19 protein-coding genes are annotated in these 24,225 nt (G+C 58.8%); all 19 read right to left on the reverse strand.

The window, feature by feature from the left end; all coding sequences use genetic code 11:
- Window positions 1-187: 187 nt before the first annotated feature.
- Entirely contained in the window at window positions 188-667 is a 480-nt protein-coding gene (locus DNI29_RS20545) for a c-type cytochrome (protein ID WP_110980026.1), read from the reverse strand.
- A 19-nt stretch (window positions 668-686) separates the two neighbouring features.
- Window positions 687-1,739, reverse strand: coding sequence for a sugar phosphate isomerase/epimerase family protein (locus tag DNI29_RS20550; RefSeq protein WP_110980027.1), 1,053 nt, complete (start codon window positions 1,737-1,739; stop codon window positions 687-689).
- 6 nt (window positions 1,740-1,745) lie between these two features.
- The gene (locus DNI29_RS20555; protein WP_202910552.1) at window positions 1,746-2,894 is read right to left on the reverse strand and encodes a Gfo/Idh/MocA family protein; all 1,149 of its coding nucleotides are present in this window, start codon (window positions 2,892-2,894) and stop codon (window positions 1,746-1,748) included.
- 89 nt (window positions 2,895-2,983) lie between these two features.
- The gene (locus tag DNI29_RS20560) at window positions 2,984-3,583 is read right to left on the reverse strand and encodes a gluconate 2-dehydrogenase subunit 3 family protein (RefSeq protein ID WP_110980029.1); all 600 of its coding nucleotides are present in this window, start codon (window positions 3,581-3,583) and stop codon (window positions 2,984-2,986) included.
- A gap of 11 nt (window positions 3,584-3,594) precedes the next feature.
- Window positions 3,595-5,271: a GMC oxidoreductase gene (locus tag DNI29_RS20565; protein WP_110980030.1), complete on the reverse strand. Its 1,677-nt coding sequence runs from the start codon at window positions 5,269-5,271 to the stop codon at window positions 3,595-3,597.
- Window positions 5,272-5,331: 60 nt separating this feature from the next.
- The gene (locus tag DNI29_RS20570) at window positions 5,332-6,231 is read right to left on the reverse strand and encodes a sugar phosphate isomerase/epimerase family protein (RefSeq protein ID WP_110980031.1); all 900 of its coding nucleotides are present in this window, start codon (window positions 6,229-6,231) and stop codon (window positions 5,332-5,334) included.
- Window positions 6,232-6,741: 510 nt separating this feature from the next.
- The gene (locus tag DNI29_RS20575; protein ID WP_110980032.1) at window positions 6,742-7,428 is read right to left on the reverse strand and encodes a ferritin-like domain-containing protein; all 687 of its coding nucleotides are present in this window, start codon (window positions 7,426-7,428) and stop codon (window positions 6,742-6,744) included.
- 217 nt (window positions 7,429-7,645) lie between these two features.
- A complete protein-coding gene (locus tag DNI29_RS20580) occupies window positions 7,646-9,889 on the reverse strand; it encodes a xanthine dehydrogenase family protein molybdopterin-binding subunit (protein WP_110980033.1) in 2,244 nt (747 codons plus the stop codon).
- Window positions 9,890-9,900: 11 nt separating this feature from the next.
- On the reverse strand, window positions 9,901-10,887 hold the full coding sequence (locus DNI29_RS20585; protein WP_110980034.1) for an FAD binding domain-containing protein: 987 nt from the start codon (window positions 10,885-10,887) through the stop codon (window positions 9,901-9,903).
- A gap of 9 nt (window positions 10,888-10,896) precedes the next feature.
- Window positions 10,897-11,532, reverse strand: a complete 636-nt coding sequence (locus DNI29_RS20590) for a (2Fe-2S)-binding protein (RefSeq protein ID WP_438834633.1) — start codon at window positions 11,530-11,532, stop codon at window positions 10,897-10,899.
- A 255-nt stretch (window positions 11,533-11,787) separates the two neighbouring features.
- Window positions 11,788-12,381, reverse strand: a complete 594-nt coding sequence (locus DNI29_RS20595) for a DNA-3-methyladenine glycosylase I (RefSeq protein WP_202910554.1) — start codon at window positions 12,379-12,381, stop codon at window positions 11,788-11,790.
- A gap of 271 nt (window positions 12,382-12,652) precedes the next feature.
- Window positions 12,653-14,704: a glycoside hydrolase family 127 protein gene (locus DNI29_RS20600; RefSeq protein ID WP_110980036.1), complete on the reverse strand. Its 2,052-nt coding sequence runs from the start codon at window positions 14,702-14,704 to the stop codon at window positions 12,653-12,655.
- 198 nt (window positions 14,705-14,902) lie between these two features.
- Window positions 14,903-16,585, reverse strand: coding sequence for a sodium/sugar symporter (locus DNI29_RS20605; protein WP_110980037.1), 1,683 nt, complete (start codon window positions 16,583-16,585; stop codon window positions 14,903-14,905).
- Window positions 16,586-16,649: 64 nt separating this feature from the next.
- Entirely contained in the window at window positions 16,650-18,140 is a 1,491-nt protein-coding gene (araA, locus tag DNI29_RS20610; RefSeq protein ID WP_110980038.1) for an L-arabinose isomerase, read from the reverse strand.
- Window positions 18,141-18,336: 196 nt separating this feature from the next.
- Window positions 18,337-19,038, reverse strand: a complete 702-nt coding sequence (locus DNI29_RS20615) for an L-ribulose-5-phosphate 4-epimerase (RefSeq protein ID WP_110980039.1) — start codon at window positions 19,036-19,038, stop codon at window positions 18,337-18,339.
- Window positions 19,035-20,768, reverse strand: coding sequence for a ribulokinase (locus tag DNI29_RS20620; RefSeq protein ID WP_110980040.1), 1,734 nt, complete (start codon window positions 20,766-20,768; stop codon window positions 19,035-19,037). Before DNI29_RS20620 ends, DNI29_RS20615 begins: the two co-directional genes overlap by 4 nt.
- An 85-nt stretch (window positions 20,769-20,853) precedes the next feature.
- Window positions 20,854-22,056, reverse strand: coding sequence for an aldose epimerase family protein (locus DNI29_RS20625; RefSeq protein ID WP_110980208.1), 1,203 nt, complete (start codon window positions 22,054-22,056; stop codon window positions 20,854-20,856).
- Between the two features lie 289 nt (window positions 22,057-22,345).
- The gene (locus DNI29_RS20630; RefSeq protein WP_110980041.1) at window positions 22,346-24,049 is read right to left on the reverse strand and encodes a family 43 glycosylhydrolase; all 1,704 of its coding nucleotides are present in this window, start codon (window positions 24,047-24,049) and stop codon (window positions 22,346-22,348) included.
- Between the two features lie 31 nt (window positions 24,050-24,080).
- On the reverse strand, window positions 24,081-24,206 hold the full coding sequence (locus DNI29_RS25160) for a hypothetical protein (protein ID WP_262510234.1): 126 nt from the start codon (window positions 24,204-24,206) through the stop codon (window positions 24,081-24,083).
- Between the last annotated feature and the right edge of the window lie 19 nt (window positions 24,207-24,225).

Here is a 24,225-nt window from a genome sequence, read left to right on the forward strand (position 1 = left end):
ATAGGGGTAGGGAAGAGGCCGGTTCTCTAGCAGGGTAGCTATACTATCGGACTTGGAAAATAGCCCTGTCATCCGGAGTGCAGCGAAGTCCCTGCAGGATGCAAACAACCAGCATAAAATGACTTATGCTAGTATGAGAAGATTCTTCGCAGTACTCCGGATGACAGACGTGGGGTAGCAGGCGTTTTTACTTTAGGCTCAGGATATAGCGCACCATTTCCTGGGCATCGGCTTCGGAGAGGGCAGGGTGCGGGGTCATGGCAATGTCGCCCCAGTTGCCTTTGCCGCCGGTAATTACCTTGCTGGCCAGCATTTTCACGTTGGCGGGGGTGTTGGGGTACTTCTCCGCTACGGCTTTGTAGGCAGGGCCCAGGAGCTTGTCGTTTTCACGGTGGCAGCCGGTGCAGTCGGCACCTTCAATCAGTTTGGCACCCCGGGCTACTGCGCCGCCGGTGGGCGCCGTGCCAATTTTGGTGGAGTTGGTGTCGATCTGGGGCTGATGGGCCACCGCCGTGACGTTAGAGCCGGTGGCGCTGTCGGTGTTCAGGGTTTCTTCGGAGTCGGCGAGGGTGTATTCCTCCTTGGATTTACCAGCCGTTTTATCCGATTCGGAACCACAGGAAGCCAGGGCGGCACAGAAGCTCAAAAGCAAAAAAGTGTTTTTCATAGAATACAGGCAGAGAAAGTTACAGACCGAGCAACTGGCGGTTACGGGCATCGTCGGTGCCGGCGGCCGCGAAGTCATCGAAAGCCTTGTCGGTGACGCGGATGATGTGGTTTTGGATGAAAGCTGCGCCTTCGCGGGCACCGTCTTCGGGGTGCTTGAGGGCGCATTCCCACTCCAGCACGGCCCAGCCGGGGAAGTCGTACTGCGCCAGCTTGCTGAAAATGGCTTTGAAATCAACCTGCCCGTCGCCGAGCGAGCGGAAGCGGCCGGCACGGTCTACCCAGTTCTGGTAGCCCCCATACACGCCCTGGCGGCCGGTGGGGTTGAACTCCGCATCCTTAATATGGCATGCCCGAATCCGCTCGTGGTAGATGTCAAGGTACTCCAGGTAGTCAAGGCACTGGAGCACGAAGTGGGAGGGGTCGTAGAGCAGGCAGGCGCGGGGGTGCTGCTGCACTTTCTCCAGGAACATTTCGTAGGTGATGCCGTCGTGCAGGTCCTCGCCGGCGTGTACCTCGTAGCACACATCCACCCCGCACTCATCAAAAGTGTTCAGGATGGGCAGCCAGCGCCGGGCCAATTCGGTGAAGCCAGTTTCCACGATGCCAGCCGGGCGCTGAGGCCAGGGGTACACCATGGGCCACAGCAGAGCGCCGCTAAATGTCGCGTGGGCCGTCAGCCCCAGGTTCTGCGAGGCTTTAGCGGCGTATTTGAGCTGCTGCACGGCCCACTCCTGGCGGGCGGTGGGGTTGCCACGCAGGGCCTCCGGGGCGAAGCCATCGAAGAGCTGGTCGTAGGCGGGGTTCACGGCCACCAACTGGCCCTGCAGGTGCGTAGAAAGCTCCGTGATTTCGAGGCCGGCGGCCTGCACTTTGCCTTTCAGCTCGTCGGCGTAGGTTTTGCTTTCGGCGGCCAGCTGCAGGTCAATAAAGCGCTTATCGAGGGTAGGCAACTGCACACCCTTGAAGCCCAGGGAGCTGGCCCACTGGCAGATAGACTCCAGGCTATTGAACGGCAGCTCGTCGGAAATGAACTGCGCCAGGAAAATGGCGGGTCCCTTAATGGTTTTCATGCGCAGCTATACGGTAAACTCGGTCCACTTCTGATTGGAGCGGCCCGAGGCAATAACGTTTTCAATAAAAGCCATGCCGCGCACTCCTTCCGCAATACTGGGGTAGTCCAGCGCTTCGGGTGGGGCGGTGGTGCCGCTCAAGTCAGCTTGCAGGCTCAGGGCGAAGTTGCGGTAGAGGTTGGCAAAGGCTTCGAGGTAGCCCTCGGGGTGGCCGGCCGGGGTGCGGGTGTTGTGGCGGGCGTAGGAGCTCACGTAGCCAGCACCGGTCCGGCGAATTTCCGTGGGGCGGTCCAGCCACTTCACTTGCAGGGTGTTAGCGTCGGCTTGCTGCCATTCCAGCCCGCCTTTCTCGCCGTACACCCGCAGGCGCACGTTGTTTTCCTCGCCGGCCGCCACCTGGGTAGCTACCAGCACCCCGCTGGCTCCACCCGAAAGGCGGAGCAGCACGGCCCCATCATCATCGAGCTGACGGCCAGATACTACCGTGTTGATATCGGCGCAGAGCTGGGTGACGGTCAGGCCCGAAACGTATTCCAGCAGGTTGAAGGCGTGGGTGCCGATGTCGCCCATGGCGCCGGCCACGCCGCTGCGGGCGGGGTCAGTGCGCCAGGAGGCTTGCTTGTTAGCGCCGCCCTCCTCGAAGGTGCTGAGCCACCCCTGGGGGTACTCCACGTAAGCCTTCCGAATGGTACCTAGCTCGCCAGACGCTACCAGCTGCCGGGCCTCTTTCACCATGGGGTAGCCAGTGTAGGTGTGCGTCAGGCAGAAGCGGCAGCCACTGGCCGCGGCAACGTGCTCCAACTCCTTGGCCTCAGCCAGGGAAAATGTCATGGGCTTGTCGAGAATGACGTGGAAGCCATTCTCCAGCGCCAGCTTGGCCGGCGCAAAGTGCAAATGGTTGGGCGTTACGATGGATATTACCTGTACCCGCTCGGCCTCTGGCCGCTCTTTTTCCTGCTGAATCAGCTCCTCGTAGGAGGCATATACCCGCTCGGGGGCGAGGCCCAGTAGCTGCCCGCTGGCTTTCGAGGTTTCGGGGTTGCTGCTAAACGCGCCGGCTACCAGCTCATACAGTCCATCGAGGGCGGCGGCGTGCCGGTGAACGGCCCCAATAAAGGCCCCCTGCCCGCCGCCAATCATTCCTAATCGTATCATTGAGTTGCTAGTTGTGAGGTATCAGTTGCCGGTTGTCAGTTGTTGGTGAGAAGTTTAAACCACCTGGCAACTGACAACCGGAAGCTGATTTACGTGGTAGCCCAGGCCCGGTCGCCTTTTTTGTAGGGCACGCAGCCGTCGTATTTACCGGGAACGGGCACATAGCGCAGTGCTTTGGTACTGCCTACTTCGGAGGTGAAGTACCCCAGCAAGGTCAACTCCTTGATCATCCGGAAGTAATGATTGGGGGCTTCCCGGGTTTTGGTTTGGCTGTACTGCTTCTGCTCCGCATCGAGGGCCGTGAGCAGGGCCGTGCGTTGGGCGGGGTCCAGCTCCAGGAAACCCTTGCCGTTTTTTTTCTGGCTGGCCTGCTCCAGCTGGGTCAGGCCTTTCAGGAAAATTTGCTGGTCAGCGGGTTTGTAGCAGTCCTTCACCATCACGGCCATGAAGGAGCCCACGTCGGCGGCTTTGGCGCCGGGCGTTTTGGTGGTGGGCAGGATGGTTTCGCCTACCTCGTTGAGGTAGGCGACCTGGTCTTGGCTAAGGAAGGGCTTTTCCTGCTTTTTAGCCGTGGTTTTTTTCTCCTCTTTCGACTCAGGCGAGGAGCAGCTGGTCAGGAAATAGTCGCCGCCGATGATGGTGCCGCCCATGATGAGGGCCACGCGGGTTAGCGCATCTCTTCTGTTCATAGGGGTAGCGGTTATACGTTTTGTTTTTTCAGCTCACTCACGGCGTGGTCTACGGCGCGGGCCGTGAGGGCCAGGTAAGTCAGAGAAGGGTTCTGGCAGGCCGCGGAGGTCATGGCCGCGCCGTCGGTTACGTACACGTTGGGGGCGTCCCAGACCTGATTGTACTGGTTGAGCACCGAGGTTTTCGGGTCGCGGCCCATGCGGGCGGTGCCCATCTCGTGGATGCCGCCGCCCATGTTGTAGCCGTTGTTATAGGTCTTCACGTTTTTGAGGCCCGCTTTTTCCAGCATTTCCTGCGCATCCTGCATCATATCAATGCGCATTTTCTGCTCGTTTTCGCGAATGTGTGCATCCATGGCCAGCACGGGCAGCCCCCACTTATCCTTCTTGGTTTTGTCAAGGAAGATGCGGTTATCATGGTAGGGTAGGGTTTCGCCAAAAGCGCCCAAGCCCATGGTCCACTGACCCGGCTCGGTAAGGGCGTCCTTGAATTCACCGCCGAAGCTCATTTCAGCAATTTCTCGGCTCCAGCCCTCGCGGCCAGCGCCACCCTGGTAGCCGAAGCCCCGGATATAGTCGCGTTTGTCGCCGAACAGGTTGCGGAAGCGCGGTACGTAAATGCCATTGGCCCGGCGCCCGTACACATATTTGTCTTCATAACCGGGCATCTCGCCGTGGGCCCCTACCCGGAAGTGGTGGTCCATCACGTTGTGGCCCAGCTCGCCGCTGCTGCTACCCAGGCCGTCGGGCCATACGTCGGTAGCCGAATTCATCAGCACCCAGGCCGAGTTCAGGGCCGAGGCATTGAGGAAAATGATTTTGGCGTAGTACTCGTAGGTCTGGTTGGTTTCCGCGTCGAGCACCTCCACACCCTTAGCCCGCTTAGTATCCTTATCATAAAGGATGCGCGTAACGATGGAGTGGGGCCGCAGTGTGAGGTTACCCGTTGCCACCGCCGCTGGCAGGGTAGCCGATTGAGTGCTGAAGTAAGCCCCGAACGGGCAGCCCAGCCAGCACTTGTTGCGGTATTGGCAGTTGGTGCGGTTGTGATGGGGCTTCGTGATGTTGGCCGTGCGGCCAATCACCATGTGGCGGTCCTTGTAGTTCTTTTTAATGCGGGCGGCCACGTCCTTTTCCACGCAGTTCATCTCCATGGGCGGCATAAAGTCGCCGTCGGGCAGCTGGGGTAGGCCGTCGCGGTTGCCGCTGATGCCAGCAAATTTTTCGGCATGGCTGTACCAGGGAGCCAAGTCTTTGTAGCGAATCGGCCAGTCCACGGCAATACCATCTTTGGCGTTAGCCTCGAAGTCGTAGTCGCTCCAGCGGTACGACTGGCGGCCCCACATCAGGGAGCGGCCACCCACCTGGTAGCCCCGAAACCAGTCGAAGGGTTTCACCTCCACATAGGGGCTTTCCTTCTCGTTCACCCAAAAATCAAGGTTGCTCTCATTCAGGGTATAGTCGCGCCCTAGTACGGGGTAGTCCGCAATCATCTGCTGGGTTTTGCCGCCGCGGTGGGGCAGCTCCCAGGGGTCTTTGTTGGCGTTAACGTAGTCTTTGATGTGCTCCACGTTGCGGCCCCGCTCCAACATAATCGTCTTGAGGCCTTTCTCCGTCAGCTCCTTGGCAGCCATGCCGCCCGAAATGCCGGACCCGATGACAATGGCATCGTAGGTATTTTTTTCCATAAAACAGGTGGGTAAGGAAAGCACAGATGGGCCGGTTTGCCGACCCAGAGGGGGGTAGGGTTATACCAGCGTGCGCTTGATGTGCGCAATGCTTTTTTGAATGCTGTCAAAGGGGGAGCCAGGCGTTTGGTCCTGCTCCACAAAAAAGTACTTCATGCCTGCCGTGTTGGCCTGGGCGAAGATGCGCTTGAAGTCAATGACGCCGCTGCCTACTTCCGTGAAGTCGTGCTTGGGCGTGTTATCCATGTCCTTCACGTGCCAGAGTGGGAAACGGCCGGGGTGCTTCTGAAACAAAGCCACGGGGTCCTGGCCGGCTTTGGTAGCCCAGTACAGGTCCAGCTCCATTTTCAGCAGGTCTTTGTCGGTGGCGCTCAGCAGCACATCGAAGGGTAGCTGACCTTCTAGGGCCATAAACTCGAAGTCGTGGTTGTGGTAGCAGAGCTGAATGCCCGCTTTATTGCACCGCTCACCCGCCTTATTGAGGCGGTCGGCCAACAGCTTGTAGTGGTCAAGGTTGCCGCGTTCAGCTTCCGAGAGGTAGGCACACACCATGTACTTTACGCCCGCCTTGGCGGCATCGTCTACGGCTTTGTCCCAGCCGTGCAGGATGGTGCCTTGCACAGGCTGGCCTTTCTCCTGCTCTTCGCCGAGACGGTAGTGGCTGCTGGGCATAATTAGGCCGGCCTGCTTGAGCTGCTTGGCGAAGGCCGACGGCTCCATGCCATAGAACTTCTGGCTGCCCGTATAGGTAGCACCTTCCACAGAGGTGTACCCCATCTTTGCTATCCGGGTCAGCGTACCAACTGGATCTTTCTGCATGGCCTCGCGCACAGTATATAGCTGCAGGCCGATGTATGATTTGGGAGCAGGGTTGGCGGCAGCGAGGAGGGTAGGCGACACCAGTGCCCCAGCTGAGAGCAAGGCAGCCGACTTAAGAAAGTCGCGGCGGGAAGTTGACATGTTGGAAGGAGATAGGGTAGGAAAATCAGAGGCAGATCGGGCACAGGCAAACCACCAAAAAAGCAGCAATCAGCCCTTGCAGCCCGCTAAAAGGAGGGCTAGCTGCTGCCAATGTATCGTTCCTTTTTCCCAGAATCAAAGCTCTAGCAAACGCTAGATTATCAGGTAGATGCACTTTGTGCACCTGTTTATACACTTACAGCACACGTAATCAACTGTATTTCCCCACTAGCAGGCTGGAATCGGGCTTTTTTAAAGACCTAGATTGTCACGTAAAAAACACTCAGTTATTAATCCCTGTCTAATGACGAAATAGACCAGCTCAAACTACATTGGAGCAAAAAACCTTCTATAACATATCATCAGTAAGTGAAAGCTTACTTACTTATTCTTCTTGAGATTTGCCTCATTCAGGCCTTTCTTGTGAGCGGATGGTAAGCACAAAGCCCCCGTATTCACTACTCAGTCGAGTGGTGAATACGGGGGCTTTGGAGCGGATGTACTCTGAATTTATTGCTGAGCTTGCTGCTGTTTCAGCTCCTCATACGTCTTCTGTGACTGGGCATATTGGCGCTCCACTTCCTGGCGCAGCTCGCCGGTCAGGCTCTGGCTACTGAGGGCATCTTCATAAGCTTTTAGGGCCCATTCTTCGCCGAAAATGTTAGCGCCAAGGATGGCTTTTTCGTCGGAGCCGGTTACGGCAGCTTTGGCATCCATCCAGCGGCGGTAGAGCTTGCCCTTAAGGGTAGTGCTGGTTTCGCGGCCGCCACCTAGCTCGCGCAGATAGGCGTTCAACTCGTTGGCAAAGCGCTGGCTCTGGCTTACCAGCTGCTTGTAATAGCCGCGCTTCTGGGCATCCTGGCTCTCATTAACGGCCCGTTGGTAGCCCTCAATGCGGTCATTTACAAAGTAAAGCAGCTCCCGCAGTGTAGCGGTATCATCTGGCTCGGTGGAGGCGCTATTCTTGCCGCGGGTGGTCAGCACAACTGCTCCCAACAGAATCAGGGCACCGCCTACAATCTTCTGGGTAGTACTGAGCTTACCAATGCTGGAGCCTGCCTTTTTCAGGGAAGGACCTACTTGGTTTAGTAAGTTGCCCAGGTTTTCTTGGCCGATAAGCTGTTGCGCCTGATCGAGCAGGGAGCCGTTCGATTGGTTATCGGAGCCGGTAGCGGAGTTTGTTTGCGGTTGGTTCATACAGGTAGTAACTTAAGTGAATGTGCTACCCCTTACGACGGTTGCAAGCGGTTCGTTAGCTTGATTTTCAACTTATTGCACTGCTGCCAGTCAGTAGCTCAACACTACCTTACCCCATCCTCTGCGCGAAATGCCAGGTCTGGTGGCTGCATTTTCCTTTCCTGGAGTAGCTATAAAACACAAGCGGCATCCTGATCAGGATGCCGCTTGTTGCTGGTTAAATTAACTTATCAGGAGTAATGGGCAACTCCCGGATGCGTTTGCCGGTGGCATTGAAAACGGCATTGGCAATGGCCGGCGCAACACCGATAATGGCAATTTCTCCAATGCCTTTAGTGCCCAGCGCATTCACATAAGGATCGGGCTGGTTCACGAAGGCAACTTCTACGGCCGGCGAATCGGCGTGCACGGGTACGTGGTAGTCGGCGAAGTCCTTGGTCACGTAGCGGCCAAACCGGTCGTCGATGCGGGCGTGCTCCATCAGGGCCATGCCAATGCCGCCCACGGCGCCACCTTTCATCTGGTTGCCAGCGGTTTTCTCATTTACAATAGTACCGGCATCGGCGCAGGAAACCAGTTTGCTGACCCGCACCTCGCCGGTAAGTTGATGCACGCGCACTTCTGCAAAGTGCACCGAGAAAGAGTACATGGAGTATTTCTGGCCTTCGCCGCCGGGCTTGGCTTCTACCATCACGGCCGTGCCGCCGGCTTGCTTGAGCAGGTCGGCGTAGGATACGCGCGTGTCTTTGTTGCCACCCACCGTAAGGTAGCCGTCCTGCATGGTCACATCCTCTTTCCGGGCCGAAGCGAAGGCCGGGTTGTTGGCGCCGGCCAGGGTACGCAGCTTGTCTTTCAGGGCCAGGCAGGCTTCCTGGGTAGCCGGACCCACGCTGTTCACAGTAGAGGAACCGCCCTGGGTACCCGCTTTCGGGAAGGACGAGTTGCCCAGCTCAAACCGAATCTTGTCAGGCGAAATGCCCAACGTGTCGGCGGCAATCTGGGTCATGGCCGTGCCGGTGCCGGGGCCGATGTCGGTGGTAGCGCATTGCAGCAGCACGGTGCCATTGGCCAGCAGCTGGGCCCCTACCGTTGCTGCACCGCGGTGCGCCCCAAAGGTTCCTACCCCCATGCCGTAGCCAATCAGCCAGTCCCCGTCGCGGAGGGAGCCGGGCTTAAGCTGGCGCTTGCTCCAGCCTATGCGGTCGGCACCCAATTGGTAGCACTCCTTCAGAAACTTGGTGCTCCAGGGCTTGTTCTTCTCCGGGTCCTGCTCAGTGTAGTTGCGCAGGCGGAATTCCAGCGGGTCAATGTTCAGCAGGTAGGCCATTTCATCCATGGCCGACTCTAGGGCAAATGCACCAGTAGCTTCGCCGGGGCCGCGCATCCAGATAGGAGAGCTGATATCCAAGGCCGCCAGCCGGTAGCGCGTCGTCACGTTCGGCGACTGATACATCATGCGCGTTTGGGCCAGGGTCGATTCGGTAAACTCCTCGTAGGTAGAAGTTTGGCCGACCGACTCGTGGGTGATGGCCGTGATTTTACCGTCGGGGGTGGCACTCATGCCCAGCTTCTGCCAGGTGTAAGGCCGGTAGCCCACCATCGTGAACATCTGCTCCCGGGTCAGCATCAGCTTCACGGGCCGGTTTACCACTTTGGCCGCCAAAATAGCCGCTGACTCGTGGGGCCAGCTGTGCAGGGCGTTGCCAAAAGCCCCGCCCACGTAGGTAGCAATAACTTTTACGTTTTCCTCAGGCAAGCCCCACTGCTTGGCAAAGTCGCGGCGGGTAGCCATGGTGCCCTGGGTTTTGTCGTAGAGCGTAAGGCGGTCGGGTGCTTCCCAATGGGCCGTAATGGCTTGCAGCTCCATGGGGTGGTGCACTTCGGTAGGAATCACGTACTCCGCTTCCAGCTTCACGGCGCCCGTTTTGTAAGCATCTACCTGGCCGCGCTGGTAGTCGTTCATCGGGTTCTTGGGGTTCTTCTTGGCGGCGGTGGGCAAGAAGGCGTTCGACTTGTTCTCCTCCAGGTTGGTTTGGTGCGCTTCTTTGGCATACTGTGCCTTCACCAGGCCAGCGGCGTAGCGGGCCCGCTCCCAGCTGTCGGCCACCACTATGGCAATGGGCTGGTCGTTGAAGCGGATCTTGTCGTCGTTGAACACCTGCAGGGGGTTGCCCTGGGTTTGGGGCTGCGAGGGGTCTTTGCCCTCGGGCTTGGGGCCTGGGGGCTTCGGGGCGTTGAGGTGGCTGATGACCGCCAGCACACCTGGGGCGCGCTCGGCCGCTTTGGTATCGAGGCCGGTGAGGCGACCTTTCGTGACGGTGCTACCCACCAGCACGGCGTAAGTGATGTTGGGCAGTTGGTACTCGGCCGAGTAGGTAGCTGCGCCCGTTACTTTCTGGTGGCCGTCCACCCGGTTCATCGGCGCCCCGATTTGCTTTTTCGGCTTGGGTTGTTCGTTCATGAGTTCGGGGCTTAGGCTACGCTGGCGGCGGTTTTCAGCGCCTGAATGATGGTATTGGGACCCAGCTTGAGCTTGTAGGCGTTGTGCTTGAAGGCTTTAGCGCCTTGCATGGCAATAGCCGCAGCCTGGCGGAAGCTTTCTTCGGTGGCGGGCTTGCCTACCAGAGCCTGCTCGGCGGCCGTGAGGCGCCAGGGCTTGTGGGCTACCCCGCCCATAGCAAGGCGGGCAGCTTTGATGTTGTTGTTGCTATCGAGGTCCAGCGCCGCCGCTACCGAAAGCAGGGCAAAGGCGTAGGAAGCCCGCTCGCGCACCTTCTGGTAGTGCACATGCTTGGTGAAGGGTCCGTCGGGCACATCCACGGCCGTAATCAGCTCGCCGGGCTCCAGGGTCGTGTCCTTCTGGGGCATATCACCGGGTAGGCGGTGCAGTTCGGCAAAGGGAATGCTGCGGTTGCCTTTCGGGCCGCTGACTTGCACGGTAGCATCGAGGGCCACCAGGGCCACGCTCATGTCGGAGGGGTGCACGGCAATGCACTTATCCGAGAAGCCGAAGATGGCGTGCATGCGGTTAATGCCCTCCAGCGCCCCGCAGCCCGTTCCTGGCTCGCGCTTGTTGCAGGGCATGGTTGTGTCGTAGAAGTAGGAGCAGCGGGTGCGCTGGAGCATATTGCCGCCCACAGTGGCCATGTTGCGCAACTGGGCCGAAGCGCCGGCGTTGAGGGCCAGGGCCAAGAGGGGTTGCCGCGCGCGCACCTGCTTGTCGTCGGCTACCGTCGAGTTCAGGGCCAGCGCCCCGATGCGCAGCTTGCCAGGGTCGGCGTCGATGCGGGTCAGGGGTAGGCGGTTGATATCGACCAATTTCTGTGGGGTCATCACCCCACGCTTCATCAGGTCGACGAGGTTGGTGCCGCCGGCAATGAAGGTGGCCGTGGCATCTTTCGCTACGGCGTCGATGGCAGCCTGCTGCTTGGTGGGGCGGACGTATTGGAACTGATTCATAGGGAGTCGTTATACTTTTTGCCCGCCGCCTTTGACCTCCTGAATGGCGGCCACAATGTTGGAATAAGCGCCGCAACGGCAGATGTTGCCGCTCATGTACTCCCGGATTTCGCCTTCCGAGTCGGCCTTGCCTTCCCGGATGCACGCCACCGCCGACATAATCTGGCCGGGCGTGCAGTAACCGCACTGGAAACCATCGTGCTTCACAAAGGCTTCCTGCATGGGGTGCAGCTTGTCGCCGTTAGCCAGGCCCTCAATGGTCGTGATTTTCTTACCCTCGTGCATCACGGCAAAGCTCAGGCAACTGTTCACGCGCTGCCCATCTACGTGCACGGTGCAGGCGCCGCATTGCCCGTAGTCGCAGCCTTTTTTGGTGCCCGTGAGGTGCAGGTTTTCGCGCAGAAAGTCCAGCAGCGTGGTGCGGGGCTCCACGGAAACCTTATGCTTAACGCCGTTTACTTCCAGTTTGAGCGGGATTTTCTCGAAAACGGCGGCCACTTTCTCGTCCAGCTCGGCGGCGGCGGCCTGCACCAGTGGCCCCGGCACCAAGGCCATGGCTGTGAGCAGCGACGATTGTTTCAGGAAGCTCCGGCGGGCCTCATCGTGGCTGTTACCGGGCGTATCGTGTTCAGAGTTCATAGCCATAGTTGAAAAGGGCAAAACAAAGGGTGGCCCAAGTAGGGCAAAGACCCGACAATACCGCTGTAGTTGCGGCCAGTGTGCGTCAGTAACCAGCGTTCTGGACTTAAGTTAAGGACAAGCGCAGGAAATTCATCCTATAAATCCCTGAAAAAAGCCTGCTATACTTAGGCAAGCAGAACCGTTTCAGCCGGAGGGTTCAGCAGCAAATAGGATGTAGCAGAACAGGACCCCGATCTTATCAGGTTGCTGCTGAAGTTGCTACCCCTTGGCCAGTGCCCGGCACTCGGCGTGGCGGGGGCAGGAAGTGAGGTGGTCGTTGACGAGGCCGGCAGTTTGCATAATGTTATAACACGCCACCGGGCCGGTCATGACAAATCCGCGCCGCTTCAGCTCCTGGCTTAGGGCCAAGCTGGCCGGGGTGGAAGCCGGGGGCAGGTTATCGGGGCTGCGTTGGGTGTCGAGCGGCCGGCCCCCGACAAAGGCGTAGAAAAAGGGTAGGAGCCCAACTGCGCCGCCTACCTCCCTGCGGAGCTGCAACCAGGCGCGGGCATTTTGGAAGGTGGCTTCCAGCTTATGGCGGTTGCGGATGATGCGCGGGTTTTGCATCAGCTCCTCTACCTCGGCCTCCCCAAACCGCGCCAGCCGCTCTGGGTCGAAACCAGCCAGCAACTCCCGAAACGCCTCGCGCCGCCGCAGCACCACCGGAAAGTCGAAGCCTAGCTGGAAGGTGTGCAGCACCAAGTACTCAAACAGAATATCTGGGTCCGAAACCGGCTCGCCCCATTCATGGTCGTGGAAGCTTTGCAGCAGCTCACTTTGCTGCATCCAGACGCAGGGCGGGGGAGGGTTCATGACGAAACAGGGGGTAGGAAACGCACAGGGTAACGCAGAACCAGTTGCTCCGGATGCCAAGCGGGCAGCCGGAGCATATCATTCAGCAAAATACAGGGGGTAGGAACAACGCGTTCCTACCCCCCGCTGCGAGCAGTTGTATTTCTCTTTCCCTTGTTTCCTGTCATCCTGAGCAGCGCGAAGGACCTCTACAGAAGGTAATTACTAACGGTAGAGGTTCTTCGCGCTGCTCAGGATGACAGGTGGTATAGCTAGATAAATCTTCCTCTGATTACTTACCCACCGTTACCTCTTTCGGCTGGCGCGACACCAGATCTACATCCGTGATTTGCTGAGGGAACCACACCACCATTTCGCCCTTGCCGCGGTTGGCCCAGGCGTAGTAGGGAATGGCCGTCAGGGTTTGGCGCGTGGTGCTGATGGAGTTGTTGGCGGCATCTACCTGTACGGCGGGCACGGTGGCCGTGAGCTGCATGATGCCGTTGAGGACCTCGGGCTGGTAGCTGGCCGTGAAGGAGGTAGCGGCTGGCACGATAAGGTTGCTGGCTTTGCCGTTGTTGTCTTTCCACTCGGCGCAGTACACCACGGGGCCGCGCTGCAGGGCTACCCGGCCCAGGTTATCTTGCACCTTGGGGTTGGCTACTACCTGGCGCACGTCCATGGGCAGTTTCACTTCCACCACGTCGCCGCGGCGCCACTTGCGGGGGAGCACGGCGTAGCCCTGGCGTGTGGTGTACTGCACAGGCTTGCCATTCACCGTGATGCTGATTTTCTCAGTAGCAGGGGTAGCAAAGCGGTATAAATCGGAGGGAATGGCCTCGCCCTGGGCCCAGCCAGGTATGCGCACCAACAGGTTGAAATCGGTAGTGGCGGCGGGGCTGACGGTAAACTTCAGGTCGCCCTGCCAGGGGTAGTTGTTTTGCTGGGTGATGCGCACGGCCTTGGTGCCCACTTTCAGGTCGGTAGTGCCGCTGATAAACAGGTTGGCGTACACGTCGTTGCCTTTCTGGGCATACACGTAGCCGGGCAACGAGGGCATCAGGCGGGCCATGTTGGTGGGGCAGCAGGAGCAGTCGAACCAGCCGGCCCGCGCGGGCTCGGTTTGCGGGAAGCTCGTGCTGTTCTTGATTTGCATGGCGTTGGAGTAGAAGAACGATTTGCCGTCCAAACCCACCCCGGAAATCAACCCGTTATAGAGCACTTTCTCCATGACATCCACGTACTTGGCCTCGCCGTGGAGCTGAAACATCCGCTGGTTCCAGTACACGTTGGCTACGGAGGCGCAGGTTTCGTTGTAGGCCGTGGTGTTGGGTAGCTCGTAGTTGCCCCCGAACCGCTCCCCGCCGGGCACGGCGCCGGTGCCGCCCGTCACGTAGAGCTTCTTGCTGACCATGTTCTGCCAGATGCTGTCCACGGCCGCCAGCATCCGCTGGTCGCCGGTGAGGGCCGCTACGTCGGCCATGGCGGAGTACAGGTATTCGGCGCGTACGGCGTGACCTTCGGCTTCGCGCTGATCTACTACCGGCTTGTGGTCTTGCCAGTAGGAACCGTTTTTCCACGCATCCGAACTCTTAGGGTCGTAGCCGTTGTACTTGCCGCGCTCCTCCAGGAAGAACTTGGCCGTGCTCAGGTACTCGGGCTTGCCCGTTACGCGGTAGAGCTTCACCAGTCCCATTTCAACAATTTCGTGGCCGGGCGCTACCCCCCGCTTGTCCGGCCCAAATACGGAGCACACCAGGTCAGCATTCTTGAGGGCAATGCTGAGCAGGTTCTTTTTGCCGGTAGCCTCGTAGTGCGCCACGGCTGCCTCGTATAAGTGGCCCGAGTTGTACAGCTCGTGGCTCAGTTCCCGCTCTTTCACCCAGCGCTCCGGCCCGGCCCACGCGTGGGGGTGGGCCGGGTCAATGGTGCGGGCCGTGTAGAGGTAGCCGTCGGGCTCCTGGGCGGCGGCCACCTTCTTGATCAGTGCGTCCATGTACTCGTCCAGCTTTTCATCGGGGTAGAGTTGGAGGGAGTACGAGGCGCCTTCAATTGTCTTGTAGATGTCCGTGTCGTCGAAGGGAAAGATGGTGGCAAACTTGCCCGACTTCGCCGCGGCCATTTCAAAGTTCTTCACCCGGTTGGTGGCCTCACAGCGCTGAAACGAGGCCGGAATGGTGACGTCGGTGTTGGTCTTAAGGCGAGGTAGCCAGAAGTTATCCGCCAGCTTCACCCTCGTAAAGGAAACTGCCTGAATAGGATAGTCAGACCGCTTAACCGACTGCGAGAAGCCAGCGGTAGAAAGAAGTCCGGATAAGGCCAAGAAAGGAAGAAGGCGGTTCATGGAGCGGGAAGGGGTAGGAGTTTGGGTATTTCAGAGCGAAGGCACTTCGCAGAAGTTATCCGCAGACAATCAGTGACTCACTAATATAGTGACTCTTGCACAAACGATTGTGTTGTTATTAAAACAGAAGGGCGGTATCACTACCGCCCTTCTGTTTTAATGTGCCTTGGTTGAGCTAGTCAGCAAAGACTATTTGGCCTACCAGTAAATCGTGTAAAGCGCCGTGATGAGGGCAATTACCACGATAGAACCAATGGCGAAGCTGCGGTGGGGGCGGAACATGCTGGCATCCACTTCCAGACCTTTGGTTTTTACGCCGCGGCTGGTTTCGAGTACGCTGATCAGCACCATCACCAGCACGCAGAGCACGAACACGATGCCCATGCGGTCGAGGAAGGGAATTTCGTAAACGCCCTCAGCATTCGGTACGGCAAAGCCAATAGAAGCCAGGCCCGACAGGTCCGTGAGGTTCGGAAGGGCTTTCAGAATAACCGACAGTATGAAGCCGCCGATGGTAGCAAACAGGGCCGCCGAAGAAGTGGTCCGCTTCCAGAAGAAACCCAGAATGAACATGGCGAAAATGCCCGGCGACACGAAGCCAGTGTACTCCTGAATGAACTCGAAGCCACCTTTCTTATCGATACCCAGGTGCGGCGCGATGAGCACGCCCAGCAGCATCGCTACTACCACCGTAATCTTGCCTACCGATACCAATTGCTTTTCCGAAGCCTCGCGGTTGAATACCTTCTGGTACACGTCGAGGGTGAAAATGGTAGCAATGGAGTTGGCTTTGCCAGCCAGCGAGGCTACTACGGCCGCCGTAAGAGCAGCGAAAGACAGGCCTTTCAGACCTACCGGCAGAATGTTCAGCAGCACGGGGTAGGCGCGGTCGGGGTTTAGCTCCCCGTTCTGCATCATCTCCGAGCCGAACACGTTTTCCTTGTAGAGCACGTAGGCGGCAATACCCGGCAGTACCACGATAACCGGCATCAGCAGCTTCAGGAAAGCCGCGAACAACAGACCGTTACGAGCCGTGGGTAGGTCGGCGCCGAGGGCGCGCTGGGTGATGTACTGGTTGCAACCCCAGTAGTTCAGGTTCACAATCCACATGCCGCCGAGCAGCACCGTCAGGCCGGGTAGGGCGCTGTAGTTGGGGTTTTCACGCTCCAGAATCATGTGGAAGTGGTCGTTGGCCTGGGAAGTCATCTGCGAGAAGCCCGCCAGAATACCCGTTTGGCCGTAGTGCTCAGCTACCAGGTTCAGGGCCAGGTAGGTGGTAGCCAGGCCGCCCAGAATCAGGAAGAATACCTGAATTACGTCGGTGAAGCCGATAACCTTCATGCCACCCAGGGTAATGATGATGGCGAAGGCGGCCAGTGCGTACATGCAGAAAGTCAGGTTCAGGCCCGAAATACTGCTTACGGCAATGGCACCGAGGTAGAGAATGGAGGTCAGGTTTACCACCACGTAGAGCGCCAGCCAGAAAATGGCCATAATCATGGCCACGGTGCCGTTGTAGCGCTGGCTCAGGAACTGCGGCATCGTGAAGATTTTGTTCTTCAGATACACCGGGATGAAGAACACGGCTACAATGATGAGTGTGAGAGCGGCCATCCACTCGTAGGTAGCAATGGCCAGACCCATCTTGAAGCCGGAGCCCGACATACCCACAAACTGCTCGGCGGAGATGTTGGAGGCAATGAGCGAGGAGCCGATGGCCCACCACGTCAGGGAGCCTTCTGCCAGAAAGTAATCTTTAGAATCCCCCTCCATGGTCCCGTCGTGACCTGTTTTCCGACGGTAAATCCAGATGCCGTACCCGGCAACTATGGTGAAATAGACAAAGAAAACGATGTAATCAATCGTAGCAAGTTGGTTCATTGGGGAGGAAACAGTAGGGCTTTAGGGTGCGGATGCGGATGAAGATTTCAGAAAAGTAGTGAAATTATCGTCCGCTAAAAGCCACTTCGTTGTAACGAAGCTCATTTTTAAAGGTACGCAGCTTGGTTTCCTCGTCGATGATGACGTACTCGATACCGGCCATTTCGGCAAAATCTTCCAGATACTCAGCGGTTAAATTCTGGCTGTAGCCGGTGTGGTGCGCGCCGCCAGCATAAATCCAGGCGGCAGCCCCTACGTTCAGGCTGGGCTTCACCTGCCAGAGCACGCGGGCCACGGGCAGCTTGGGCAGGTCCTGTTCAGGAGCTACGGCTTCCACCTCGTTTACCACCAGCCGGAAGCGGTGACCCAAATCGACAATGGTGGCGTTCAGGGCCGGGCCGGCGGGGCAATTAAACACCAGGCGAGCCGGATCGGCTTTGCCGCCAATGCCGAGTGGGTGCACTTCTACCTTCGGCTTGCCCTCCGCAATAGTGGGGCAGATTTCCAGCATGTGGGAGCCAAGGACCTGCTCGTTGCCGGGCTGGAAGTGGTAGGTGTAATCTTCCATGAAGGAGTTGCCGCCGGGCAGGCCTGCACCCATCACTTTCATGGCGCGCACCAAAGCAGAGGTTTTCCAGTCACCTTCGCCACCAAAGCCGTAGCCTTCAGCCATCAGGCGCTGGGTAGCAATGCCGGGCAGCTGGGCCATGCCGTGCAGGTCCTCGAAGGTATCGGTGAAGCCGATGGCCTTGGTGTCCTGCAGGAACTTGCGCATGCCGACCTCAATGCGGGCCGCTTCGCGCAGGGAGTCGCGCTGGGCGCCGCCTTCGCGCAGGCTCTCGCCGAGCTCGTACTCCTGCTCGTAGGTTGCCAGCAACTCGTTTACCTGCTCGTCGCTTACCTCCTTGATAACCGCTACCAGGTCGCCGATGCCGTAGGTGTTCACCGAGTAGCCAAACTTCAGCTCGGCTTCTACCTTGTCGCCTTCGGTTACGGCTACGTAGCGCATGTTGTCGCCGAAACGCACGATGCGGGCGCCCTGCCAGTCAGCCCAGGCGCAGGCGGCGCGGGCCCAGATGCTGAGGCGCTCATGCACATCGGCGCTCTGCCAGTGACCAACTACCACCTTGCGCTTCAGCTTTAAGCGGGCCCCAATGAAGCCAAACTCCCGGTCGCCGTGCGCCGATTGGTTGGTGTTCATGAAGTCCATGTCAATGTCGCCCCACGGAATGTCGCGGTTGAACTGGGTGTGCAGGTGGGCCAGGGGCTTCTGCAGAATCTTCAGGCCGTTGATCCACATTTTGGCCGGCGAGAAGGTGTGCATCCAGGCAATCAGGCCCACACAGTTCTTGGTGGTATTGGCCTCCTGTACCAGCTGGTAAATCTCATCGGGACCCGTCAGCACGGACTTGTACACGATTTTGATGGGTAGGGCGCTGCCAAGGGCTTCGGCAATCTGCTGGGAGTGCTGGGCTACCTGCTCCAGGGTTTCGGGGCCGTAGAGGTGCTGGCTGCCGGTGATAAACCAGGCTTCGTACTGCGAAATGTCAATCATATACTTGGGGTGGAGATGTCAGGGAGAATTGTCGTGCAGAGCGTAGCATCTCGCCTGCCGACGGTGTGGTACTATTGTCATGCTGAGCGTAGCCGAAGCATCTCTACCGCTTTGTTGCTACCCTAGTTGATTAGCTAGAGGTAGAGGTCCTTCGCTCCGCTCAGGATGACACGTAAAGTTGTTTTAAGCAGCGTCCTTACGACTGGCCGTAGTATGAATGCAGGCCGTGCTTGCGCTCGTAGTGTTTCTTGATGAGGGAGTCCTTGAGGCGGGGCACGTCGGGGCGGAGGGTGCAGCTGAGGTAGGCCATGCGGGCTACTTCTTCCAGCACGGCGCTGTGGTAGACGGCTTTTTCCACCGTTTTGCCCCAGGTGAAGGGGGCGTGGTTGCTTAGCAGCACCATTTCCACTTCTTCGGGCGAGAGGCCGCGGCGCTGAAACTCGTTGATGATCTGCCAGCCAGTCTGGTGCTCGTAGTCGCCGGCAATCATGTCGTCGCTCATGGGCGGGGCGCAGGGAATGTCGGCGGTGAGGTGGTCGGCGTGGGTCGTGCCCAGAATCGGGATGTCGAGCTGGGCTTGGGCCCAGGCCGTAGCGTAGGTGGAATGCGTGTGCACAATGCCCCCGATGTGCTCCCAGTGGCTGTACAGCACCGCGTGCGTCTTGGTGTCCGATGAAGGACGCTTGGTGCCTTCTACTATCTCATTGGCAAAGCTCACGATGACAATGTCTTCGGGCCGGAGGGTAGCGTAGGGCACGCCGCTGGGCTTAATAGCAAACACGCGGTTTTCACGGTCTACCACGCTGGCATTGCCAAAGGTGAAAAGCACCAGCCCCAGTTGAGGCAGCTGCATGTTGGCCTCGTAGCAGGCCTGCTTTAAGTCTTGGTATTGGCTCATGCTTGGTCAACCAGCTCGGTTTCGGCAACTTCGCCGGCCTGCAGCTGGGTAGCTTGTTCTACATACTGCCCGAAGGCCTGGTACTGCTCGTAGCGGCGCTGGTAGTCGGCTACGCGGGCGGGGTTGGGCGTGTAGGTTTCGGCGAAGCCGTTGCCCATAGCCTTCTGGGCCGATACCACATCGGGGTGGATGCCGGCGGCTACGGCCGCGTATATGGCCGCACCCAGGGCCGGCGCCTGGTCCGATTCGGCCACTTTGATGGGACGGTTGAGCACGTCGGCCAGGGTCTGCATCATAAAGCCCGACTTCTTTGCTACCCCGCCCAAGCCAATTACCTGCTTAATCGGAATGCCTTCCTGCTCGAAGCGCTCCACGATTTGCTTGGAGCCGTAGCAGATGGATTCCACCAGGGCCCGGAAAATCTGGGGGGCCGAGGTGCCCATCGTGAGGTTCATGATAGCGCCTTTCAGGGCCTGGTTGGCGTCGGGCGTGCGGCGGCCGTTCACCCAGTCCAGGGCCAATACCTGCGACTCGTCGGGGTTTACGGCGGCAGCAGCCTTGTTCAGCTCAGCCATCATCTTGTCGCTCAGCTCCTCGCGCAGGGCGGCTTGCTGGTCCGGGGTTAGGACGGAGGACTGGGGTAGGAGGGCGCGCAACGGCCATTCAATCACTTGGCGGAACCAGGCCAGCAGGTCGCCTACGGCCGATTGGCCGGCTTCCAAACCCAACATGCCCGGAATCACGGAGCCATCTACCTGCCCGCAGATGCCGGGCACTAGCTTGTCGCCTACCTCGTTCATGGGCGCTACTACAATGTCGCAGGTAGAAGTGCCCATTACCTTCACCATCGAATAGGCCTCGATTTCACCCGCCACGGCGCCGGCGTGGGCATCGAACGAGCCCACAGCTACCACCGTGTTGGTGGTCAGGCCCAGGCGTTGCGCCCACTCTTCCGAGAGGTGACCGGCTACTTCGTCGGCGGTGTAGGTTTCCTCGAATAGCCGCTCCCGCAGGCCGCCCAGCTTGGGCTCCAGCAGGGTTAGGAACTCTTCGGAGGGTAGGCCGCCCCAGCTCTCGTGCCACATGGCTTTGTGGCCGGCGGCGCAGCGGCTGCGCTTAAAGGTGTTTAGCTCGCCGCCCGTGAGCAGCAACGTCAGCCAGTCGCAGTGCTCCATCCAGGAGTAGGCGGCTTTGGCTACGGCTTCGTCCTCGCGCACGACGTGGGCAATCTTGGCCCAGAACCACTCCGAGGAGTAGATACCGCCCTCAAACTGAGTGTAGTCGGGGCCGCCCCAGGTGCGGGCTTTGTGGTTGATTTCGGCGGCTTCGGGCAGGGCCGTGTGGTCTTTCCAGAGCACGAACATGGCGTTCGGATTGTCCTCGAAGCCGGGCTTGAGGGCCAGGGCTACCCCATGCTCGTCCACCGGACCCGGCGTGGAGCCCGTGGTGTCCACAGCCAGCCCCACAATCTGGGCGGCGGGAACGTGCTGGGCCACGCGCCGCACGGTAGCCTCCAGCCCCTCAATGTGGTCGAGGGGGTGCTGGCGGAACTGGTTTTTGGTGGCGTTGCAGTAGCGCTGCTCTTTCCAGCGGGCGTAGGGATGCACGGCCTGGGCTATTTCCTGGCCGGTATGGGCATTCACCAGCACGGCCCGCACGGAGTCGGAGCCGTAGTCGATGCCAATAACGTAGGCTTCGGTCTGGGAAGATGCTGAATGAGAGGTTTCCACGGAATGGTGAAGTTGAGAAGTTGTGAGTTGATGGGAGGTAGTCAGCGGAATGCTTTGAATGACAGTACTGCTGACCGCCCTTCACCTATTGTCGCACGCCAAACGTGTAGGTAGTCGTGGATTGCAGAGTTTGGCCCGGCTTCAGGATGGTAGTCGGGAACTTAGGCTGGTTGGGCGAGTCGGGGAAGTGCTGGGTTTCCATGCAAAAGCCCGCGTGCTTGCCGTACACGGTGCCGCCTTTGCCCTTCAGGGTACCATCGAGGAAGTTGCCGGTGTAAAACTGCAGGCCCGGCTCGGTGGTCTGCACCGTCATGGTGCGGCCGGTAGTGGGCTCGTACACCGTGGCGGCCGTATGCAGGCCGCTGGCCTGGTTGAGAATCCAGTTATGGTCGTAGCCACCGGGCACCTGACCAATCCGCTCGCCAATGGTATGGGGGGTAGTAAAATCGAAGGGCGTGCCCTTAACGGGACGCAGCTCGCCGGTCGGGATGAGGCCGGCATCCACCACGTTGTAGCGGTCGGCGGCAATGGTTACCTCGTGACCCAGTATGTCCTTGGTCTGACCCAGGCCCAGGTTAAAGTAGGCGTGGTTGGTGAGGTTGACGGGGGTAGCCTTGTCAGTGGTGGCCGAGTAGTCGATACGCAGGGCATCGTCGGGGGTGAGGGTGTACACCACCTTCACGTTGAGGTTGCCGGGATACCCTTCTTCACCGTCTTTGCTGAGGTAGGTGAGCGTAAGGGTCTGCCCCTCGGGGGAGGTGCCGGGCTGGGCCTGCCACACTACTTTGTCGAAGCCTTTTTTACCACCGTGCAGGGTGTTTTCGCCGTTGTTTTTGGCCAGCGTGTACTCCTTGCCGTCCAGGGTGAACTTACCGCCTTTAATACGGTTGCCGTAGCGCCCGATCAGCGCCCCAAAGTAGGGCCCCGATTTCAGAAACTCCGGACTCTGGTAGCCGCTCACGTTGTCGAAGCCCAGCACTACGTCGCCCAGCTTGCCGCTTTTGTCGGGCACCAGCAGGCTCGTGATGGTGCCACCATAATTGGTGATACCCACCTTCAAGCCATGCGCATTGGTGAGGGTGTAGAGTTGCACTTCGGTGCCATCTTGGGTTTTGCCGAAGGAAGCGGCGGTAGGTGCTGTGGTATTGGCAGCGGATGTTTGGGTGGTATCGGCAGTGGCGGTGGTGCCGACTGCTGACTCCTGCGTGGGAGCCGACTGGTTGCAGCCGCTGAAAGAGAGTAGCCCGGCCGCGCTAAAAGTCAGAAGGCCAACGCGGTTTATGTGCATCATAAGGGTAGGAAGTTGGGAAGGCATAGAGAGTGGAAACGGTATCCAATGATACATGTTATTAATAGACAATGGATTGTGTAAATCGATATATTGTATAAATCATTGATTTATAGTATGTTGATATTGGCATTGGGCCTTGTGTATTCGCTCAATTCGTTTTCGATTCGAGTTTTCGAACTGTAAAGTAGATATTCATTCTTATTTCGCACAATCGTTTGTGTCTATTACACATAAAAATGTCCTCCAATTGGGCGTAAAAGCTGATCAGTTCCCTCTTCTGCAGGCCTTACAAGACAGTTACCTTTTGTGTAAAGAAGCCGGCGGCACGGCGAACATGGACTATATATATGCCCGGCCGCAGGTTGGCCTCTACGCGCAGGGTAGTAAGCTCACGCCGGAAATTGTGCCGATACACAACTGTGCCCAGCTGGTTGACGACTTCTACGTGGGTAGTCTGCTGGCTTGGTTGGGTTCCGAGGTCAATGGTGAAGCTTCCAGTGGGAGAAGGTACCGGATACACCGCTACCCCTTGTAGCTGCACGCCCGAAGCTGCGGACAGAGGGCCACTGGCCGCCGGGGTAAGCGTCCACTGCTGACAAGCGCAGCCGTTGTAGTCCCATAGGCCGAGCTGCTGCCCGGCGACCTGCGAAGCGTTAGGCACTTCTACTACCCGGTTGCCGTTGGCTGAAGCCAGTACAAGGCCACCATCGGCGGCGCGGTCAATGCGGTAGCGCTGGCAGGGTAGGCCATTATAAGCGAACAATTGCAGTTTGGCTCCGGCGTCGGGTGAGCAACCCGAAACATCGGCTGCTAAGCCCCCTAGGGCATTGGTAATTTTGTACTCACCATCGCCCAGTGGGGTGAAGTCCCAGCGCTGACAGTCCAAGCCGGTGGGCGTGCCCTGAGCAATCATCTGCCCCGATACGCCAGTGCAGCCCCAGGCGTCCCACACCAGGTTGCTGTTGCGGCTCTTGATTTCGTAACGACCTGCAGCTACCCAGTCGCGGCTGACGGTGGGCCAGCCGGCGGCCGTCCAGGTCAGCTTGGCCAGGCCCAGCTTCGGAACGCCATTGTCGTCGCCATCATAATAATGGTGCGAGAAATAGCTGACGCCGTTTTCCTCAAAGATGCCCGTGTGGCCCGGCCCCACGTAGCGCCCCGACACGTTCAGAATCAGGTCGCCGCCGTTGTTGTTCAAATCAACCCCTTGCTGGTCCAGAAACGGCCCGGTGGGGGAGGTAGAGCGGCCGGCCTGAATGTAGTAGGTACTGTTCACGCCCTGGCAGCAGCTGCCCCGGTTGATGAACAAGTAGTAGTAGCTGCCGTGCTTGGTGAGGTAGGCTGCTTCTACGTTACCGTTGGCCACGGCAAACTGCTGGGTGGTAGCGCCATTGAGGGGCTTGCCCGTGGTAGGGTTGAGCTGGAGAATCCGGATGCCACCGAAAAACGAGCCGTAGCTAAACCACACGTCGTTGTTCGCGTCGCGGAAAACGGCGGGGTCAATAGCATTGGCACTGCTGCCGGCGTTCGAGCTGATAACCTCGCCCTGGTCTTCCCAGCGGTAATTGGGGCTGGCGGGGTCGAGGGTGACATTGGTGGCCAGACCCATAGCCGATACTTTGGAGCCGAAGGTGGAGCAGGAATAGTAGAGGTAGTACTTGCCGTTCATGAAAATGCACTCCGGGGCCCAGAAGTTACCCGTAAAGCCAGGCACTTTGGCCGTAATCCAGCTGGGGATGGCATTGTTGGCAAACACCGGCCGGGGGCCAGGTGTCCAGTTTACCAAATCGGTGGAGTACAGGCTATAGATGCCCTGGCCAGTAGCAAAAATCCAATACTTATTGCCCTCCTTCACAATAGAGGAAGGGTCATGAACTCCAGTCAGGCCCTGCAGGGCGTAGGCACGGGGGCTGACCCAGGCCAGCAGAAATAAAATGGCGCTCAGCCGAAAAAAAGCCCGTAGGCGCTGGGTGAGTAAGAATGTACGCATGATGGTGGGAAGTAAAGTGGGGGAATTATTGTCATGTAAACCGCTTTTCGCCGCCTGGCAGGGGTAGGGCAGTGCCCACGGCAGCTGGTACGCCGAAGTTGGACGTGCCATCGGGGTTCCAGGTGAACTGCTGCATGCGCGGATTGCGCTTTTCCACGCAGCTTTCGTTTGGGTTG

This window comes from Hymenobacter sediminis (assembly GCF_003231285.1).
GTDB classification, from domain to species: domain Bacteria; phylum Bacteroidota; class Bacteroidia; order Cytophagales; family Hymenobacteraceae; genus Hymenobacter; species Hymenobacter sediminis.